The following is a 20,414-nucleotide window of genomic DNA, read 5'->3' on the forward strand; positions in this document are numbered from 1 at the left end:
ACTTATATCAATATAGCTATCTCGTGTCACATGAGGTTACCCGTGTAAGAAAAAAGTGCTATTATCGGTGCCATTATATCCATAAAACAATAAAGACACCATTACAGAGAGTCATAATACTCCTGTAATGGTGTCTTTTTGTATATTCTTACGTTATCTGTTTTATGGAATTTCCATGGCAGTACGAAGGCATGGCGTTACATATCGCCTATTTTCCCGATGCTCTGGGGCTGAGATTTCCCGTAACTGCCGTGATGGCCCAGTTTTTCTACGAGGATAAACAGCATGGGGATCAGGAATACCCCCAGAAGCGTAGCCATAGATGTGCCGAAAACGACAACGATTCCCATTGTTACTCTTGAGGCAGCCCCTGCCCCTGTGGCGGTGGCCAGTGGAATAGAGCCGACGACGAAAGCCAGGGATGTCATGATAATCGGGCGCAGACGGATTTTCGAAGCTTCAATGGCTGCGGAAACAGGGTCCATGCCCCGTTCGTCTACACGGACTTTGGCGTATTCGATGATCAGAATGGCGTTCTTGGCAGCCAGGCCAATAACGGCGAGAATACCGATCTGGAAGTAAATGTTGTTCTGCTGGCTCAGCAGATACGTAAACAGGGATGCGCCAAACAGACCGGTCGGCACGCTGAACAGTACGGCAAAAGGTACTTTCCAGCTTTCATACAGGGCTGCCAGTACGAGGAATACGAAGAGCAGGGCCAGGCCAAAGACGTAGATCGTCTTGTTGCCTGCTTCTACTTCTTCACGGCTCATGCCAGCCCATTCATACTGATAGCCTTCGCCGAGGGTATCGGCAGCGACTTCTTCCAGTGCTTTCAGGGTATCACCGGAGCTGTAGCCGGCAGCTGGCGAACCCATGACTTTAATAGATGGATAGTCATTAAAGCGGGTAATAATGGACGCAGAACCGACAGGACGAGGCCGGACAAAATTGGCCACCGATACGAGATCGCCTTTGGAATTGCGGACATAGAGGTTGTTGTTGTCTTCAATGGTCTGGCGGAATTCCGGCGACGCCTGCATGACAACTTTAAAGTTACGGCCGAAAATCGTAAAGTCGTTGATCTGATAGGAACCATAGAAGGACTGGAGGGTCTGATAGAGGGACCCCAGTTCTACCCCTTCTTTGGCGACTTTGTCTCGGTCAATATCCAGCTGATAGCCCGGTGTGTCATTGGAGAAGGCCGTGTAAATGGAACCTATTTCCGGACGCTTGCGGGCTTCACCGATAAATTTCTGTACCGTATCGTTCAATTCGTTTGTCGTATGACCGCCGCGGTTTTCAATCTGCATGGTAAAACCGGACGATACGCCCATGCCGTCAATTGGCGGCGGGTTGATGGCGACAATCGATGCCTGCGGAATCTGCATGCCGTGCGCCATGGTCTTGCCGACAATGGCATCGACAGACCGATCCGGCGTCGTCCGGTCTTTCCAGTCATCCATGGATACGAAGGCAACGGAGCCGTTCGGTTTCGGGCCGCCGGCGAGGATGTTAAAGCCGACAACGTTCATGGAGTTGCGGACGCCAGGCTGCGATTCCAGCCAGTTGCCCAGGTCAACGGCGATCTGTTTGGTCACGGTCTGGGACGTACCTTCCGGCAAGGTCACATTGACCATCATGAAGCCGTTGTCTTCTGAAGGAACGAAGCCTGTAGGAATGACCGTAAACAAGCCGGCAGTAATACCGGAAATGGCAACCAGGAAGGCTACGCTCCACTTGATGCGCCGGTTCAGGTAGGCCAGGCGAATGCCGTACCAGTTGACCAGACGGTCAAAGGATGCATTAAACTTCTGGAAAAATCTGGCAAGGCCTTTCGCGTTTTCTGTCGGTTTATGTACCTTCAGGATCGTTGCACACATGGCCGGTGTCAGCGTCAGAGCCACGAAGGCCGAAATAGCGACGGACACGGCAATGGTCAGGGCAAACTGGCGGTACAGGACGCCGCTCATGCCGCCCAGGAAGGCGACAGGAACGAATACAGATGCCAGTACGCAGGCAACGCCGATAACCGGGCTTTGTACGTTCTGCATGGCAATGATCGTCGCTTCCCGCGGCGGCCTGCTGTTATACTTGATTTCATATTCCACGGCTTCAATGACGACGATGGCATCGTCGACGAGCAGGCCAATGGCCAGAACCATGGCGAACAAGGTCAGCGTGTTAATCGTAAAGTCCAGTACCTGGAAGCAGGCAAAGGTTCCCAGCAGAGAAACCGGCACGGCAATGAGCGGAATCAGCGTAGACCGGCCACTCTGCAGGAACAGGAATACAATAGCCGCTACCAAGAGCAGGGCTTCAATGAAGGTAATTATAACTTCTTCAATGGATGCCGTAACGAATTTCGTGCTGTCATAAATGACGCGGTAATCCATGTCGTTCGGGAAGGACTGCTTGGCTTTTTCCAGAACGGCAATGGCACCGTTAACCGATTCCATGGCATTGGCGTCGGATGTGAGGCTGACCATAAAGCCGGCGTTTGGCTGGCCGTTAAAGTTTGCGTTGACTGAATAGTCTTTCGACCCCAGTTCTACTTTGGCTACGTCGCCGACGCGGACCATCGTGCCGTCCGCATTGGTGCGGATGACGACGTTCTTAAACTGTTCTGCTGTCTGCAGACGGCCGTCAGCGCGCAGGGTATACTGGAAGGTCTGATCGGTTGGCGTCGGCTGAGAGCCGATAGTACCGACAGCAGCCTGCGTGTTCTGGGTCTGAATGGCGGCGATAATGTCTGTCGGCGTAACCTTCAGAATGTTCATTTTCAGCGGGTCCATCCAGATACGCATGGCATAGTCGGAACCGAATTCCTGGACACTGCCGATACCGGGAACGGATTTTAATTCATCCATGAAATACTGGGTTGCATAGTTCTTCATGAACGTTTCATCATACGACCCGTTTGGCGAATACAGGGCAAAAACCATGGCCATAGAGTCTGTCGACTTCTGTACAGTAACGCCGGTCGTCGTAACTTCCTGCGGCAGCGTTGCCGTTACCTGGCTGACACGGTTCTGCGTGTTGACCATGTCCATGTCGTCGTCACTGCCCGTTTCATACTGCACGGTCAGTGAATAGGACCCGTTATCGTTACTGGAGCTTTCCATGTTGACCAGGTCATCGACGCCAATGAGCTGACGTTCAATGACGCTGGCTACGGTCGTGCCAATAACTTCGGCATTGGCGCCTGTATACGTAGCCGATACTTTTACCTGCGGCGGCGTAACTTTCGGATATTTTGCGATAGGCAGGGTTGCCATGGACAATAACCCCAAAATGGAAATAATCAGGGATATGACGACGGCAAAAATAGGCCTGTCAATAAAAAATTTTGAAATCACTGTGTCGCCCCCTATTTAGATGGACTTGCGGCGGCTGTATCGGACCCGTTTTCAATATCTGCCTTGGAAAGGAGATGCTGATCCAGGGTTGCGCCTTTCGCTTTCTGATAGCCGTCGACGATAATTGTGTCGCCGTCGTTTAAGCCTTCATTAATAATCCAGAATTTGCCGACTTTCTGTCCCGGCTTGACTTCCTTCATTTCCGCTTCCCCTTTATCGTTAATAATGGAGATGAAGTATTTGCCCAGTGTCTGCTGTACAGCCCGCTGCGGTACGAGGAGCGCTTTCTGCTGTACCTGCGTATCGGAAATAACCGTGCCATACAGTCCCGGAATCAGGAGATTATCCGGATTGTCAAAGACGGCTTTGACGACGATGGAGCCGGAATTGCCGTCCATGCCGTGGTTGACCTGGGTAACATGACCTTCATAGGCATACATGGTGCCGTCACTCAGGCGGAGCTGCAGGTGATCGCCCCAGCTGCCGGGAGCATCGGGAGTCTTTTTCGTCATCTGCAGGTATTCTGCTTCACTGACGGAAAATTCCACGAATACAGGATTGGTCGAAGAAATCGTAACCAGTGCCGTCGATCCGGCTGTGGCATACGTACCAATAGGCACGTCATCGACATTCAGCTTGCCGCTGAACGGAGCGTATACGATCGTATCGTCTACATTATCCTGTGCAGCCTGTACCTGAGCCGCATTGGCTTCGACCACAGCCTGCTGCTGCTGCGTAGCCGCTTCCTGGTCCGTTACGGTCTGGACGGAAATGGCATCCTGCGAGGCCAGTGTCTGGTAACGGCGGAGATTCAGCTGCTGATTAGCCAGATTGGCTGCTGCCTGGGCCTGATTGGCCTGGGCTGCCTGCAGAGCTGCATCGTATTCGCGGCTGTCCAGACGGAACAGCGGCTGACCGGCAACGACATCCTGGCCGCCCTGTACGTATTTTTCCACGACGCGGCCGGAAATCTTCGGCCGGACCGGCACCTTGTCCGTAGCTGCAACGGAGCCGCTGTACTCGGCACGAACCGGCGTATCTTCTGCCGTTACTTTATAGGTATTAACGGCAACAGCGCCTTTCTGGGCGCCTTTCTGCGCGCCGCACCCGGCCAGCAAGGCGGCGACGGTCAGTACGGCAACGCCCATGGTAAACAACTTATTCTTTGGTATCATTCGTAGATTGCCCCCTGTCTTTTTTGATTCCATATAAAATTACGCGGATACACTTTTCCATATATTCGGAAAAGGAGTAATCACGTTCCACGTCATCAAAATATTCTACAATATCATCGGCTGCACTGCGCAGCATATGGAGGATTAAAAACTTGTCAAATGGCTTGAAATCCTCTTCTTCCATGGCCGTATCCAGCAGCTGCGACAACAGGGAAAAATCCTTGTCATGCAGCTCTTCCAGTTTCTGGCACAGGCCGGGAACTTTATGAAATACTTCGTTGACTTTGCGGACAGACAATACCGTAATATTCCGGGTCCGCACCCGGCCAAAGCGGATAATTTTTTCTTCCGTCGTCAGAGTGGGATCGGCAATCAGCTGCTGATGCTGCTGGTATACGTCATCCATCAGTGAACGCAGCGTTTCTTCTATAATTTCCTGTTTCGAAGAAAAATGCTCGTACAGCGTGCGCTTGCTGATTCGAAGATTTTTCGCCAGATCATCCATATGAAATTCGGTACCATGATCGTTGATCTGCTGCATCGCTTCGCCAATAATCTGCTCGCGAATGGTATCTGCCATCTAAACACATCCCGTCCTGGAAAGATATGGAGTATACTAAAAACTAGAAGTGAAAACTCAGTACCAATTTATAGTTTAATATACCCTATTCCATAAGTCAATACATCTTATCTTGATTCCTGCGGAAAGGAAACTTCTTTTACGATTTTTCCATACTGCACAAAATCGGCTGCTTCCAGCAGATACAGGCCGTCAAACAGGCGGGCATGAAACGTACCGGGGCCGACAGGGCCTTCCTGGTCCACAGCCATTTCCCCGCTCAGCCCCATGGCCGTAACGCCGGCTGCAGCAGCCGTAACGGCGTCAGCAGCGGTGCAAAAAGCGGCAATAAGGGACGTCGTCATGCAGCCCGTACCGGTAACGCGGGCCAGCAGAGGCGTACCGTTTTCCAGCAGAATAACCTGCTGGCCGTCAGATACGGCATCGATCGGTCCTGTAACGGCAACGACGGTCTGCAGCTTCCGTGCCATGCGGCAGACCTCTTCCGCACTGACAGGCCTGGAATCGTCACTGTCTACGCCCAGATGTTCCCCCTTCGTTCCGGCAGTCAGGCAGGCCAGTTCACTGCGGTTGCCGCGAATAACCGTAATGGGAAGGGCCTGCAGCAGGCGCAGGGCTGCCTGTGTCCGGAAGGTCGTGCCGCCGGCGCCGACGGGATCAAGAACGATGGGAATGCCTTTGCGGGCTGCTGCCTTTCCGGCTTTCACCATGGAATCGACAGTCCAGTGCTGCAGCGTCCCCAGATTCAGTACCAGCGCCTGGGCCGCGGCAGCCATTTCCTCTACTTCTTCTTCCGCCCAGGTCATGACCGGCGATGCACCGATAGCCAGGGTCGCATTGGCACAGTCATTCATGGTGACGACGTTGGTCACATGGTGAATGAGAGGGCGCTGTGCCCGCAACGCTTTCAGAGCCGCGCCGGCAGATACAAACAGTGTATTCATGGTGTCATTCCCCCTTACACCCGTATTTTCATAATCACTTTGCGAAGAGGCCGCCGTTTCCCTTCGGGATCACAGAGGCAGCGATGGCCGTCAGCAGGCGTAAAGACAGCAAAGGTTCCGGGATTCATGTGAATCTGCGTGTCTTTGTCTGTTGGCGGATTGTAAAACCAGGCATCTGACGCAGACCGGTCTTCCACGACTTCGCCGGCATCGCACAGAGGCTGATAGCCGATCCATTCCTGTCCGTCTATAACCAGCTGAATATCGATATACTGGCGATGGGCTTCCATCGTGCGTTCTGCTGCCGGTGCCGTTACGGTTTCATCGACGTTCATATAATTGCCGTCTCCCAGGTCATGTCGGCCCGGTTTCAGTGCAGCCCTATCCAGTTCAGCCAGTTTCTGAATCCACGGGGCCAGACTGGCCGGTAGATGAGGCAGCTCTGCCTTCCATTGTCTGATATTGCCAACGTACATGGTTATTCCTCCTCTTGCTTCCGTTTTTCCACGTTCTTTTCAAACAGAGCATCAGCAAACTGCGCCGCATCAAAGGGGCGCAGATCGTCAATGCCTTCGCCGACGCCGACCCAGCGGACGGGCACGCCCAGTTCCCGTTTGATGGAAAGGATAATGCCGCCTTTGGCCGTACCGTCGAGTTTGGTAAGGACGACGCCTGTAAGGGGTACGACCTGACCGAATAATTTGGCCTGGCTTACGGCATTTTGTCCCGTTGTCGCATCGAGGACGAGGAGCGTTTCCTGCGGAGCCCCTTCAATATTCCGTCCGGCTACGCGGGCCATCTTGCGCAGTTCTTCCATGAGATTGGATTTCGTATGGAGCCGGCCTGCCGTATCGACGAGGAGGACGTCCATGCCCCGGGCCTTGGCCGACGCCGTGGCATCGAATACGACGGCGGCGGCATCGGCACCTTCCTGATGCTTGATAATGGGAACATCGTTGCGCTGCGCCCAGATGGTCAGCTGTTCCGATGCGGCGGCCCGGAAGGTATCGCCGGCAGCCAGCATAACCGATTTTCCCTGCTTCCGGTAGTAGTTGGCCAGTTTGCCAATAGTCGTCGTCTTGCCGACGCCATTGACGCCGACAATGAAGATGACTTCCGTCTGGCCGCTCCAGTCCCGCTGCGGTTCATCATTTTCTTCCAGCAGTTCGACAATGCATTTTTCCAGGTACGGGACCACATCTTTCCCTTCCTTGATTTCTTTGGCGTTGACGCCTTCCCGGATCTTGTCCAGCAAATAGTCCGTCGTTTCCATGCCAATATCGCTGGTCAGCATAACCGCTTCCAGATCGTCGTACATATCGTCGTCGATTTTTGCATATCCCAGCAGGACCGTTTTTACATCATTAATAAAGGACTCTTTGGTCTTCGTAAGACCTTTCATCAGTTTTGAAAAAAATCCCATGCTTATCTTCCTTTCTCCAGTACTTCATCTACTTTTACCGTCAGCAGGCGGGATACGCCCCGCTCTTCCATGGTCACGCCCTGCAGGGTATTGGCCGCTTCCATGGTCTTGCGGCGGTGTGTAATGACAATAAACTGCGTATGGCCGCTGTAGTTTTTCAGATACCGGGCCATCCGTTCCACGTTGGCTTCATCCAGGGCCGCATCGACTTCATCGACCAGGCAGAACGGCGCCGGGTGATAGGCCAGAAACGCCAGCAGCAGGGCAATGACCGTCAGGGCCCGTTCCCCGCCGGACAGGAGCGACAGAGTCTGAGGCTTTTTGCCTGGCGGCTCAATGCGGATTTCCACGCCTGAGGCCAGGATGTGTTCCCTGTCGGTCAGAAACACCCTGGCACCGCCGCCGCCGAAGAGACGGCTGAAAATCTGCTGAAAATGACCGTTAATCTCCTGAAAGGCCGAACGGAACTGACTGGCCATGGCTTCATCCAGCTCAGCGACGACGGCTTCCAGCTTCGTCCGCGATTCCAGCAGATCCTGACACTGAGTATGATAAAATTCCTGCTGCTGCTGTGCAGCCCGGTATTCTTCGTCTGCATTGGGATTGATCTGTCCCAGTCCGGCAATACGGCGCTTCAGCTCGCCTACCCGTTCATGCAGCTCTTTCAGAGAGCCGTCGCAGCGGCGTTCCATCGCTTCCTGCCGCGTCAGGCCCTGCTGAGCCAGGAGCTCTTCGCCGCGCCGGACGTCACTGGCATACTTTTCCTGCTGGACCTGCGCCGCCGCCGTTTTCTGACTCCACATAGCCTCGGTCTGACGGGCTTCCTGCAGCGCTGCATCGAGTTCTTTATTTTTCCGGAAACTCTGATCCCGGGTCTGGTAAAACCGTTCTTTTTCGTCGTCTTTCTGGCAAACTTCTTTTTCTTTTTCCGCAATGGACCGGACCAGCTCGGCCAGAAGCGTTTCCGTTTCTTCCTGCTGGCGCTGCAGGGCTTCCCGGCGCTGTTCATACCGCTCCTGATCGGCTTCTTGCTGTTTCTGATCGGTCTGATTCTGCGCCGACTGTTCCCGCAGATGGTGCATCTGTTCCGTCAGGGTCGCTGCGGCAATCTGCTGTTCCGTCAGGGCCTGGCGGCACCGCTCCGCTTCTGCCGAGGCTTTGCGGAGACTGGCTTCCCGCTCTTCCGTCTGATCGGACGCGTGAGCTGCCAGTTCCTGTTCTTTCTGTTCTGCCTCTACAATATCAGCCTGAATGCGGGCCCGCAGTTCCTGATGGGTTTCCGCTTCGGCGTCCAGCTTATGCAGCGCGTCCGCTGTATGGGCTTCTTCCCGGACCGCTTCATCGCGCTGCCACTGCGTCTTCTGCAGCGTCAGCGCATGGGCCTGCCAGGCCTTCTGCTGGGCCGCTGCCGCAGCCTGCAGGCGCTGTACATCCTGCTGCAGACTCTTCCGTGACGCTTCGGCGTACTGCAGTGCGTCCTGCGCCTGGGCAGCCTGTTCTTTCAATTCATCCAGCAGGGCCCGGCGGCTGATAAAGGACGCTTCCTTCCCTTTGGCACTGCCGCCGGTCAGGGAGCCGCCGGCGTTGAACTGCGTCCCGTCGAGGCAGACAATGCGCAGACGGTATCCGTATTTGCGGGCAGTCGCCGATCCCGATTCCATGGAATCGGCAATGAGGGTCTTCCCCAGAAGGAAGGAAAACACGGCATCATAGGCCGCATCATAGGTAATCAGGTCATTGGCAAAGCCGAGAATGCCCGGCTCCTGAACGGCCCGTTCTTCTTCACCGGTCCGGCTGCGCCGCCGGATCGTCTGCAGCGGCAGAAAGGTCGTCCTGCCGGCCCGGCGGGACTGCAGATATGTAATGGCCTTCCTGGCCGTTTCTTCGCGGCCTGTAACGACATAGCGGGCCGCTGCGCCCAGAGCCGTATCCAAAGCCGTTGCATACGTACTGGGCAGGTGAAAGAGCTCGCCGACGACACCGTGTACATCAGCACGCCACGGCGCCGCTGCTGCCAGAATCGTCTTGACCGGCCGGCCCAGGCCTTCCTGCTCCATACTGGTCAGGACCCGTATGCGCTGGTCCAGAGAATCGGCAGTACTGCGCAGCTGACGCCAGGCCGCTTCGGCCTGAGCCAGCTGCTGTTCACAGCGCTGCCGCTCCTGGGCACACGTATGGGCGGCCTGCTTCATCCGGGCTTCTTCGTCCTGCAGGTTTTGCAGGCGCGATTCCGCCTCGTTTCGCCGGGCCAAGGCCTCTTCATGACGGCGGCGCTGTTCTTCTGTCTGAGCCTGTATATCCCTGCCGCGGCTGCTGTTGTCCTGGAGACGCCGCCGCAGTTCGACAATATCGCGGCGAACAGAAAAGAGCTGTTGCTGCTGCTGAGCGTCGGCTGCTGCCGCTTCATCCCGCAGGCGCTGCGCTTCCTGAGCCGCCGTTTCGGCCGCCCTGTACAGCGATTTCGTCAAGGCCAGCCCTTTTTCGGCAGCTGCCAGTTCCGTTTCTTTCGCAGCCTCCTGCGCAGCCAGGCGCTGTGCTTCGTCTTTTACGGCCTGTTTCTTTCGGGTCAGCAGGGCTTCTTCCTCCTGCAGATCCCGGCGCCGTTCTGCCAGAACTTCCAGGCGCTGCCGACAGGCTTCACGGCGGCTGTTCAGCCCGTCCAGTTCATGATGGGCCGCTGCGGATGTCTCATCGAGACGGCGCAACTGTTCTCCTTCCTGCTCCATGCTCTGCAGAAGAAGACGGCGCTGCTTTTCCAGGGCAGCCAGCTTCTGTTCGGCCTGCTTCTGCTCAGCTGCTGCCGTAAGGCCTGTATTCTCCGCTTTTGCCAGAAGGCGTTCGCTGTTTCGCAGTTCCTGCAGCGCAAGAGTGCCTTCATAGGAAATACGCTCTCCGTCGAGACGGCGAAAGTCATCGAGCTTCCGGGCCTGTTCCGCCATGGGCTCCATGCGCTCGTCGAGCATGCTGATCATATCCCGGATGCGTTCGACATTGCGCTCCGTTTCGGCGATTTTCCGCAGCCCTTCCTGCTTGCGCCCTTTATAGCGGCTAATGCCGGCTACTTCTTCAAAAATAATGCGCCGTTCTTCAGGCCGGCTGTTTAAAATACGGTCGACGCGGTTCTGCCCGATAACAGCCATGGAATCCTGGCCAATGCCCGTATCGGCAAAAAGCTGATGAATATCTTTCAGCCGGCATGGCCGTTTATTAATATAAAATTCACTTTCACCGGACCGGAACAGGCGGCGCGTTACGACGACTTCGGAAAACTCGATATCCAGGGCGTGATCCCGATTGTCAAAGTACAGCGACACTTCTGCCGCGCCCTGGGGACGGCGCGAAGCCGTGCCGGCAAAGATAATGTCTTCTGCCTTCTGTCCCCGCAGCTGGCGCACATTCTGTTCCCCCATGACCCAGCGGACAGCATCGGAAATATTGCTCTTGCCGCTGCCATTGGGGCCTACAATGGCCGTAATCCCCGTATCAAAGGCAATGGTTGTCTTATCTGCAAACGATTTAAATCCCTGCAGCTCGATTTTCAGTAACTGCACTGCGTTGTTCCTCTTTTCATTCTTACAGTAACACTACAATATGATAGTATATGACAGGTATGATGACAGCCGGCAAATAATCGGCTACTTTCAGCTTCGTAAGGCCCAGCATGTTCAGGGCAATAGCCAGAATCATGACATTGCCCACAGCACCGAGCTCGCGCACGACGTCAGGCGTCATGAGCGGCGCAATGAGCGAAGCCAGCAGATACATGGCCGCTTCATAAAGGACCACTGCCAGTCCTACGGGCACGGCACCGGCTCCGTAAATAGCGCCGAAGATGAAGGCTGACACGCCGTCGACAGTCGATTTCAGGTACAGCAGGGTGCTGTCACCGAGGAGCGCTGCCTGAAGGGGGCCCAGAATCGCCATGGCACCGACGATCTGCATGATGGAAAGGGATACAAAGGCTTCGGCAAACTGCGAGCCCCCATCGGCCCGCAGCCGCTGCTGCAGCCATACGCCGGCAGCCTGCAGGCGGTCTTCAATGCGAAGAGCCGTGCCGGTTCCTGCACCGACAGCACCGGATACGAGCAGGAGCAAAGGGTTTTCCGTCTGAATGGCTCCCTGTATGGCAACGACAAGCAGCCCCAGTCCCATGACGGCATACAGGGCCTGCGAAAGATGCTGGGGAATTCCCTTCTTCAGCAGAATGCCCAGAAGGGCACCGCCGGACGTAGCCAGCCCATTAATAAGAACAGCAAACAAAATGAGTCCTCCTTTATGCGATAGTTCCCCTCATTCTGCCTATTTCCCCCGCAGCAGATATGCTTATTTATTATATCAAATTCCACTGCCTTCGTGTAGTAAAAATATACACAGTCTCATTTACAGAGATTTTACGGCATTCGTCTGTAAAATCTCTGTACCTACTTGACGAGACATCGTTTTTTAGCTATATTAGAATTTAGGTGAAAAATTGCGCCTGTAACGGCAGAAAGGGAGGGAACAGAGGAACACTATGCTTCAGGTTTACAAACACAGCAACGGGCACCTGGAAGATAATATCTCCCTGGCATCTGCCGAAAAAGGCTCCTGGATCAACGTCGTCAATCCTGATTCCGAAGATCTGCAGCTTGTATCCATGGTGACGGAAATTCCGACAGACGTCCTGAAGACGGCACTGGATACGGAAGAACGTTCGCACGTGGAATTAGAAGACAACTACATCTTCGTCGTCATCAACATTCCCATCATTCTGGAAACGGACAGTTATGACACATTGCCTCTTGGCATTTTCATTACGCCGGACTTCATCATTACCCTCTGCATTCAGGATACGGAAGTTATGCGCGCCTTTACGCGAAACAAGTATCCCCTGTTCTATACGTTTAAGAAGACCCGCTTTCTGTTTCAGATCCTCTACCGTTCGGCTACGCTGTTCCTGCGGTACCTGATGCAGATCAACCGCCGGACCGATGATATCGAAGATATTCTGCGCCATTCCATGCGGAACAAGGAATTCTTCATGCTCCTGGAACTGCAGAAATCACTGACCTATTTCACGTCTGCCCTGCGAAGCAACGGCATCGTGATGGAACGGCTCATGCGGCTGCGCCGCAATACGTCGCTCCACTATCTGCTCAAGATGTACGAAGAAGACGAAGACCTGCTGGAAGACGTCATTATCGAAAACAAACAGGCTATTGAAATGGTTGAAATGTATTCCAATATTCTCATGAGCATGTCCGATACGTTTGCATCCATTATTTCCAATAACCTGAACCTGGTCATGAAATTTTTGGCTTCCATTACGATTATTCTGGCCGTACCGACCATTATCTTCAGTTTATGGGGCATGAACGTGCCCGTGCCGTTCCAGGAAAATGACATGGGTTTTCTCTACGTCATTGCCATTTCTTCAGTCTGCGCCATCAGCGCCATTATTATGCTCTGGAAAAAAGATCTGTTTTGAACGGATCTGCATAGGAGATATAGAAAGAGGAGCGCTCTGTCACTTTCAGACAGAGCGCTCCTTGTGTATTATGTGTCCTGCCGGCCTTTCCAGCTCTTAATGGGCTCAAAGCTGCGGCGGTGAATGGGACAGGGTCCATAGGCATGAATAGCGTCTATATGGCGCTGTGTCAGATAGCCTTTATGCACGGCAAATCCATACTGCGGATACAGGGCATCATACTTCATCATGAGCCGGTCCCGCGTGACTTTGGCAATAATGGACGCTGCCGCAATGGATGCGCTGACGCTGTCGCCGTGGACGATGGACTCATGAGGCACAGTCAGGTCATGGAGCGGCATGGCATCGACGAGAACCGCTTCAGCCGGAACGGAAAGACCCTGGACGGCTTCGTACATGCCCTTCATGGTTGCGTGATAAATATCCAGCTCGTCAATGTCCTGCTCCGATTTGGCAATACAGGACACGGCGACCGCTTCGGCCATAATGCGGTCATACAGGGCCTCCCGCCGGGCTGGCGGCACTTTCTTACTGTCGTTCAGGCCGGCACATTCCCAGTACGGCGGCAAGATGACGGCAGCTATCATGACCGGCCCGGCAACCGGTCCCCGGCCGGCTTCATCTACGCCGGCAACGTGATACATTTCTTCGTTGTAATACGCCGTTTCCCGGGCATACATGTGCAGGACCCGTTCCCGTTCCTGTTCTTCCCGCAGTTTCCGCTTCAAAAAGGTATCGGCCAGTTTGCGGACAGAAGCCCGCCTGTCGTCCTGCATGGCCCGAAGCAGGCCGGCTGTATTCTCTGTCTCCTGCTGCAGCAGGTCCTTTATGGCTGCCACAGTCATGGTACGGACATCGATCATTGTGAATCCCGTCCTTTATCTGCAAACTCCCCTACCCGATCGAGGGAAATAGGGCCAATTTTCCCGTCGCGGTATTCTTTCAGAATCAGTTTGTATGTCTTTTCCAGATCGACAGCACCGCCGGAAACGATGCAGCCCCGTTTGCGGCCAATAGCTTCGATCGTTTCCATCGGGTCTGCTGCCAGCGCATCCAGTTTGAACCGGGCCGTAAGCAGCTGAGGATACCACTGGCTCAGTTCGGCAACGAGCTGCGTAAGAACTGTTTCCATATCAAAGGCAGCATCCGAAATGGCGCCTGTTGCAGCCAGGCGATAGGCACTGACCTGATTTTCCAGCTTGGGCCACAATACGCCCGGCGTGTCCAGCAAATCGAGCTGATCGCCAATGTGAACCCACTGTTTCCCCTTCGTTTCGCCGGGCTTGTCAGCCGTCTTGGCTGCACTGCGGCGGGCCAGCTTGTTAATGAGCGTCGACTTGCCTACATTGGGAATGCCCAGAATCATGGTGCGGACGCTGCGGTTTTTCAGGCCCCGTGCCCGCCAGCGGGCCAGTTTGGGCTCAGCCAGAGTGCGCACCAGTTTTACCAGCTGCTGCACGCCCTTTCCATCGCGGCTGTTCAGCAGCATGACCCGCCGTCCCTGCGATACATAATAGGCCTTCCATTCTTTCAGCACTGCCGGATCGGCCAGATCGGCTTTATTGAGTACCACCACAGAAGGCTTCTGGCCAATAAACTGCGCAATCATGGGATTCGTACTGCTCAGGGGGATGCGGGCATCGACCAGTTCGATGACCACGTCTATTACTTTCAAGTTGGCCTCAATGAGCCGCTTGGCTTTGGCCATATGGCCGGGATACCAGTTAATGAGCATAGCAAACAGTTCCTCTCTTCGTATACATAGTTTCGTATTTATTGTAGAGGATTCCTGAAAGGCCGTCAAATATTTCCTGCCTCTGACAGTACAAAAAAGACGTCACCTGTGAGATGACGTCTTTTTGTATATGTAAGCTGCCGTATGCGTCCATGTCTGTGCATGGCGCTGTATCGTATGGAATTAGCCCTGACGGGTAGCTGTCAGTTCCTGAATATGGGCAATGACTTCGTCGATCGGTTTGGCACCTAAATCGCCTTTCGTCCGGTCCCGGAGAGCCAGCGTGCCGTTTTCCATTTCCTTGTCGCCAATAACGGCCATGTACGGTACTTTTTCCATCTGCGCCTTGCGAATCTTGTAGCCAATCTTTTCGCTGCTTTCGTCTACTTCTACGCGGATGCCCAGTTTTTTGAACTTCTTGCGCAGTTCTTTGGCATATTCCAGGTGTTTGTCCGAAATGGGCAGGAACTTGATCTGAACCGGAGCCAGCCATACGGGGAAAGCGCCGGCATAGTTTTCCGTAATAATGCCGAGGAACCGTTCAATACTGCCGAAGCAGGCGCGGTGAACCATGACGGGACGATGTTTCTGGCCATCTTCGCCGATATAGGTCATGTCAAACCGTTCAGGCATAAGCATATCCAGCTGAATCGTACCGCACTGCCAGGTCCGGCCAATGGAGTCTTTCAGGTGGAAGTCCAGTTTCGGGCCGTAGAATGCGCCGTCCCCTTCGTTGATAACGTAAGGAATATGCCGTTCTTCAATGACATCATGGAGTGTCTTCGTTGCCAGTTCCCAGATTTCATCAGAACCCATGGAATCTTTCGGCCGCGTCGACAGTTCAACATGGTATTCCAGGCCAAACTGACGATAGGCCTTATCAAACAGGTCCATAACGCCGGCAATTTCTTCTTTCATCTGACTGGGCAGCATGAAGATGTGGGCATCATCCTGAGTGAAGCAGCGGACGCGGAACAGGCCATGCAGGGCGCCGTGCAGTTCATGACGGTGAACGATACCCAGTTCAGCCATGCGCATGGGGAAATCACGATAGCTGTGAACGTTGCTCTTGTACACCAGAATACCGCCGGGGCAGTTCATCGGCTTAATGGCATACGGCTGATCATCAATAGTCGTGAAATACATGTTGTCCCGGTAATGATCCCAGTGACCGGACTGTTCCCACAGATGACGGTTCAGAATGAGCGGCGTCATGATTTCATCGTATTCTGCATCATCGTGCAGTTCGTGCCAGAATTTGAGCAGGTTGTTGCGGAGAATCATTCCCTTTGGATGGAAGAACGGGAAGCCCGGGCCTTCTTCATGGAAGCTGAACAGATCGAGCTGTTTGCCCAGTTTGCGGTGATCCCGCTTTTCTGCTTCTGCTACCATAGCCAGGTAGGCGTCGAGGTCGGATTTCTTTTCAAAAGCCGTGCCGTAAATACGCTGGAGCATCTTGTTCTTTTCATCGCCCCGCCAGTATGCGCCGGCTACGGTCTGCAGCTTAAAGGCCTTGACCTGACCGGTTGTTTCACAGTGCGGTCCGGCACAGAGATCGACGAAATCGCCCTGGCGATAGAGGGAAATTTCTTCTCCTTCCGGCAATTCTTCGATTAATTCTACTTTATAATCCTGACCGGCTTTTTTGAATAAATCCAATGCAGCCGCACGGGATACGACTTCTTTCGTAATAGGAAGATTTTCTTTTACGATTTTGGCCATTTCTGCTTCAATAGCAGCAAAATCATCCTGTGTAAAGCGATGTTCCGTATCCAGGTCATAGTAGAAGCCATTTTCAATGGACGGGCCAATGGCAAATTTTACGTCCTTATATAAATGCTGAATAGCCTGGGCCATGATGTGCGATGCCGTATGACGGAGTGTGTCCTTCCCTTCCTGAGCATCAAAAGTCAGGAATTCCACAGTCGAACCATCGACGATGGGTTCGCGCAGATCCGTAACTTCACCGTTTACTTTCGCAACCAATACTTTTTTAGCCAGGCTGTTGCTCAGCTGTTTGACAGCGTCATACAAAGAAATGCCGTCGGCAAATTCTTTTTTCGTGCCGTCTTTCAAAATTAATTGAGCCATTTCAAAACTCCTCCTTAATAAAAAAACTCCCGTCCTCAAGGGACGAGAGTCTGCTCACGTGGTTCCACCCTAGTTCGCCGGCACAGCCGACGTACTCGAACGCGATAACGGGGCGACCGGGCTGCTGTACTTCAGATTCCAGCAGTCAGCTCCAAGGGGGTAATGTACCGCTCTTTAAAGGTATTTTCACCATTATACCTCTCTCTGCATAAAGGGTACGGAACATCATGTCCTTCTCAACACTTACTACATATCTCGGTGTATGCGTAAATTATACGACGGACCTGGAACCTTGTCAAGGACAAAAAAAGGACTGTCCGAAGACAGTCCCTTTCGTTCTGCTATATACCAGCTCTATTAAGCGTGTTTTGCTTTTTTAATAGCTTCTGTCAGTTTCGGCAGGACATCGAATACATCACCAACGATACCATAATCGCAGATCTTGAAGATAGGAGCATCTTCATCTTTGTTGATAGCGATGATGCAGTCAGAGCCGCTCATGCCGGCAGTATGCTGAATAGCACCGGAAATTGCGCAGGCAACATACAGTTTCGGGCCAACGGTTTTACCAGTCTGGCCTACCTGATGGAGAGCGTCAATCCAGCCAGCATCAACAGCTGCACGGGATGCGCCAACAGCGCCGCCAAGTACGTCTGCCAATTCTTTCAGGATGCCCGTTTTGAACGGTTCGTCACCGCCCATGCCACGGCCGCCGGCAACGATAACGTCAGCTTCTTCGAGCTTAACGCCGCCGCCGCCCAATTTGATGAGTTCAACGAACTTCGTGAGGAAGTCAGCGTCGGACAGGTTAGCTGTCTTTTCGATAACTTCACCCTTAGCGTTGGGATCAGCTTCCGGTTTCTTGAATACGTTCGGACGAACAGTACCCATCTGCGGACGGTTGTCCGGGCAGATGATTTCAGCCATGATGTTGCCGCCCAGAGCCGGACGAGTCCATACGATGGTCTTGTTGTCGTCGTCAACGGAAAGTCCCGTGCAGTCAGCAGTCAGGCCTGTTTTCAGCGTATTGGCAATACGCGGAGCGAGGTCACGGCCGATGTTCGTAGCGCCAATGAGGAATACGTTCGGTTTTTCTTCGTTGTAGAAGTCGCAAAGTACTTTTGCATATGCCGTCGTGTTGTAGTTTTCCAGTTTTGCGTCGTCATATACATATACTTTATGTGCACCGTGAGCAATCAGTTCCTGAGCCAACGGTTTTACATCTTTACCAATCAGGACAGCGCCGACTTCGTCGCCGATTGTATCAGCCAACTGGCGAGCCTGACCTAACAGTTCGAAAGATACGTTACGTAATTTGCCTTCAAATTGTTCGGCAATTACATAAATGCCCTTATTTTCTTCAAAAGCCATTTTCACTGTTCCTCCTTAAATTAAACGATTTTTGCTGCAGTTAATTTTTCAACTAACTGATCGACAATTTCCTGAGAGTTGTCGTCTTCAACTTTGAGGACAAGACCCTGTGTTCTCTGAGGCGGCGTGAAAATTTTACGAACTTTTGTCGGAGAACCGCTAAGGCCGATCTGTGCGTCGTCAGCACCGATAGCAGCAGCATCCAAGGTCGGGATTTCACGGCGTTTTGCCTTCATCGTACCACGAATGGTCGGGAACCGCGGTTCGTTTAATTCTTTAACAGCTGTAACCAGAACAGGGAACTGAGCTTCTGTAATGATGTAGCCTTCTTCGTTCTGCTGTTTTACCGTTACGGTCGTGCCGTCAACTTTGAGTTCAGCAGCGTAGGTAATCTGAGGAATGCCGAGTTCGCAGGCGATCTGCGGGCCAACCTGAGCCGTATCACCATCAATAGCCTGTTTGCCGCAGAGGATCAGATCGAACTGTGCAATGCCTTTGTCAGCAGCGATTTTTTTGATAGCCTGAGCCAGTGCATAGCCTGTAGCCAGCGTATCGGAACCGCCGAGTTTGCGGTCAGATACGAGGTACGCATCGTCAGCACCCATAGCCAGACCTTCGCGAAGAACGTCTTTTGCCTGGTCCGGACCCATAGCAACCAGAGTTACTTTTACTTCTTTGTCAGCATCTTTCAGCTGCAGAGCAGCTTCCAGTGCGTTCTGGTCGAAGGGGTTGAAAATGTTAGGAACACCAGCACGAATGACGGTATGTTTTACCGGGTCAATCTTAACTTCTGCTGTGTCCGGAACTTGTTTGACACACACCAATATTTCCATTTACGTTTGCCTCCTAAAAAATACTTTTTTTATTCAACAGGCTTGGTCCAAATGGGCCAAGCCTGTATCATAAACCTAAATTACTTACCGCAACAGAGCGCCGCCGGTAACCATGAGCTGAACTTCGTTGGTACCTTCGTAAATCTGAGTAATCTTAGCGTCGCGCATGTGGCGGGCAACAGGATATTCTTCGCTGTAGCCATAGCCGCCGAAGATCTGAACAGCTTCTGTCGATACTTCCATAGCAACATCAGATGCAACGCGTTTTGCAACAGCTGCGTCTACAGTGAAAGGCTGGCCTTCCTGTTTCTTGAAGGCAGCTTTGTATACGAGGTTACGAGCTGCTTCAATCTTCATGTACATATCAGCAAGTTTGAACGATACGCTCTGGAATTTGCAGAGAGGACGGCCAAACTGTTCACGCTGTTTGGAATATGCAACAGCGTCAGCCAGAGCAGCTTCTGCAATGCCCAGGGCCTGAGCAGCAACGCCGATACGGCCGCCGTCCAGTGTCATCATGGCAACCTTGAAGCCTTTGCCTTCCTGACCGAGGAGGTTTTCCTTAGGAACTTTCAGGTTCTGGAATACCAGTTCCATCGTCTGCGACGTATGGATGCCCAGCTTATCTTCTTTCTTGCCGAAGGTGAAGCCTTCCATGCCTTTTTCAATGATGAAGGCGCTGATGCCTTTTGTACCCTGGCTCTTGTCCGTCATGGCGAAGATGATGTAAATGTCAGCTTCACCGGCATTCGTAATGAATACTTTGGAGCCGTTGACGATGTAGTCACCGTTTTCATCTTTCGTAGCGATGGTCTGCTGGCCGGAAGCATCGGTGCCGGCATTCGGTTCAGTTAAGCCGAATGCGCCGAGTTTCGTGCCTTCAACCAACGGAGTCAGGTATTTTTCTTTCTGTTCTTCCGTGCCAAACTGCCAGATCGGGTTAGCGCAGAGGGAAACAGATGCGGACAGGGTAATGGACATGCCAGCGTCATATTTGGCCAATTCTTCAACTGCGAGGATGTAGCTCAGTACGTCGCCGCCATCATCGCCGGCACCGCCGTATTTTTCTTCAAAATATGCGCCTGCCAGACCGAGGCTCAGCATTTCATCGACCAGAGCACGGTCGAATACGCCCTGATGATCACGTTCGGTAATCGTAGGAGCCAGTTTCTTTTCGCCAAAATCCTTAGCCAATTTCAAGAAATCCTGTTGTACTTCTGTCAAGTTAAAATTCATGATACGTCCACTCTCCTTAAATGTAGTATTGCTTTTTTGTGATACTTGCCGTGCAGTCACACTGCGCGGGGTTTCATAACCCTTTACGTGCTTACAAGTGCATTGTACAACTTTTCACATGGTAAATCAATAGCAAAACTACGAGAACGGGCAATCTTATTATTCAATTTTATCATCTTTGATTTTGAATAAGACTTTTT

15 protein-coding genes and 1 other annotated feature are annotated in these 20,414 nt (G+C 52.9%); of the genes, 1 reads left to right on the forward strand and 14 read right to left on the reverse strand.

The features are described from left to right. Positions 1–197 precede the first annotated feature (197 nt). The 8 genes from Q3886_RS02100 to Q3886_RS02135 form a co-directional block, all read right to left on the reverse strand. Complete coding sequence (locus Q3886_RS02100) at positions 198–3,359, reverse strand: efflux RND transporter permease subunit (RefSeq protein WP_301859506.1); 3,162 nt, start codon at positions 3,357–3,359, stop codon at positions 198–200. Positions 3,360–3,370: 11 nt separating this feature from the next. Continuing rightward, positions 3,371–4,534: an efflux RND transporter periplasmic adaptor subunit gene (locus Q3886_RS02105; protein ID WP_301859507.1), complete on the reverse strand. Its 1,164-nt coding sequence runs from the start codon at positions 4,532–4,534 to the stop codon at positions 3,371–3,373. Then, the gene (locus tag Q3886_RS02110; RefSeq protein WP_301859508.1) at positions 4,518–5,114 is read right to left on the reverse strand and encodes a TetR/AcrR family transcriptional regulator; all 597 of its coding nucleotides are present in this window, start codon (positions 5,112–5,114) and stop codon (positions 4,518–4,520) included. Before Q3886_RS02110 ends, Q3886_RS02105 begins: the two co-directional genes overlap by 17 nt. A gap of 107 nt (positions 5,115–5,221) precedes the next feature. Further along, positions 5,222–6,058 (reverse strand): hydroxyethylthiazole kinase, encoded by an 837-nt coding sequence (thiM, locus tag Q3886_RS02115; RefSeq protein WP_301859509.1) that lies wholly within the window; start codon positions 6,056–6,058, stop codon positions 5,222–5,224. Between the two features lie 14 nt (positions 6,059–6,072). Further along, positions 6,073–6,534 carry a YhcH/YjgK/YiaL family protein gene (locus tag Q3886_RS02120; protein ID WP_301859510.1) on the reverse strand — a complete coding sequence of 154 codons (462 nt, stop codon included), beginning with the start codon at positions 6,532–6,534 and terminating at the stop codon, positions 6,073–6,075. Positions 6,535–6,536: 2 nt separating this feature from the next. After that, positions 6,537–7,481: a signal recognition particle-docking protein FtsY gene (ftsY, locus tag Q3886_RS02125; protein WP_301859511.1), complete on the reverse strand. Its 945-nt coding sequence runs from the start codon at positions 7,479–7,481 to the stop codon at positions 6,537–6,539. Between the two features lie 2 nt (positions 7,482–7,483). Beyond that, entirely contained in the window at positions 7,484–11,032 is a 3,549-nt protein-coding gene (smc, locus tag Q3886_RS02130; protein ID WP_301859512.1) for a chromosome segregation protein SMC, read from the reverse strand. Positions 11,033–11,054: 22 nt separating this feature from the next. Next, positions 11,055–11,741 carry a DUF554 domain-containing protein gene (locus tag Q3886_RS02135; protein ID WP_301859513.1) on the reverse strand — a complete coding sequence of 229 codons (687 nt, stop codon included), beginning with the start codon at positions 11,739–11,741 and terminating at the stop codon, positions 11,055–11,057. Between the two features lie 253 nt (positions 11,742–11,994). Here Q3886_RS02135 and Q3886_RS02140 point away from each other — a divergent pair, with 253 nt between their 5' ends. After that, the gene (locus Q3886_RS02140; protein ID WP_301859514.1) at positions 11,995–12,948 is read left to right on the forward strand and encodes a magnesium transporter CorA family protein; all 954 of its coding nucleotides are present in this window, start codon (positions 11,995–11,997) and stop codon (positions 12,946–12,948) included. Positions 12,949–13,016: 68 nt separating this feature from the next. On the opposite strand, the gene Q3886_RS02145 is transcribed toward Q3886_RS02140, so the two are convergent. The 6 genes from Q3886_RS02145 to Q3886_RS02170 all read right to left on the reverse strand — a co-directional run bounded on the left by Q3886_RS02145 (position 13,017) and on the right by Q3886_RS02170 (position 20,214). Continuing rightward, positions 13,017–13,811: a ribonuclease HII gene (locus Q3886_RS02145; RefSeq protein ID WP_301859515.1), complete on the reverse strand. Its 795-nt coding sequence runs from the start codon at positions 13,809–13,811 to the stop codon at positions 13,017–13,019. Beyond that, entirely contained in the window at positions 13,808–14,683 is an 876-nt protein-coding gene (gene ylqF, locus Q3886_RS02150; RefSeq protein ID WP_301859516.1) for a ribosome biogenesis GTPase YlqF, read from the reverse strand. Before ylqF ends, Q3886_RS02145 begins: the two co-directional genes overlap by 4 nt. Before the next feature lie 183 nt (positions 14,684–14,866). Next, the gene (gene thrS / locus Q3886_RS02155; protein ID WP_301859517.1) at positions 14,867–16,774 is read right to left on the reverse strand and encodes a threonine--tRNA ligase; all 1,908 of its coding nucleotides are present in this window, start codon (positions 16,772–16,774) and stop codon (positions 14,867–14,869) included. 35 nt (positions 16,775–16,809) lie between these two features. After that, positions 16,810–17,023, reverse strand: a binding site (T-box leader). A 108-nt stretch (positions 17,024–17,131) separates the two neighbouring features. Next, on the reverse strand, positions 17,132–18,145 hold the full coding sequence (locus Q3886_RS02160) for an electron transfer flavoprotein subunit alpha/FixB family protein (protein ID WP_301859518.1): 1,014 nt from the start codon (positions 18,143–18,145) through the stop codon (positions 17,132–17,134). 20 nt (positions 18,146–18,165) lie between these two features. Beyond that, complete coding sequence (locus Q3886_RS02165) at positions 18,166–18,978, reverse strand: electron transfer flavoprotein subunit beta/FixA family protein (RefSeq protein ID WP_301859519.1); 813 nt, start codon at positions 18,976–18,978, stop codon at positions 18,166–18,168. An 84-nt stretch (positions 18,979–19,062) separates the two neighbouring features. After that, positions 19,063–20,214, reverse strand: a complete 1,152-nt coding sequence (locus Q3886_RS02170) for an acyl-CoA dehydrogenase (protein WP_301859520.1) — start codon at positions 20,212–20,214, stop codon at positions 19,063–19,065. Positions 20,215–20,414 lie beyond the last annotated feature (200 nt).

Origin of the sequence: uncultured Megasphaera sp. (genome assembly GCF_958350005.1) — a bacterium.
Classification (GTDB): Bacteria; Bacillota; Negativicutes; order Veillonellales; family Megasphaeraceae; genus Megasphaera.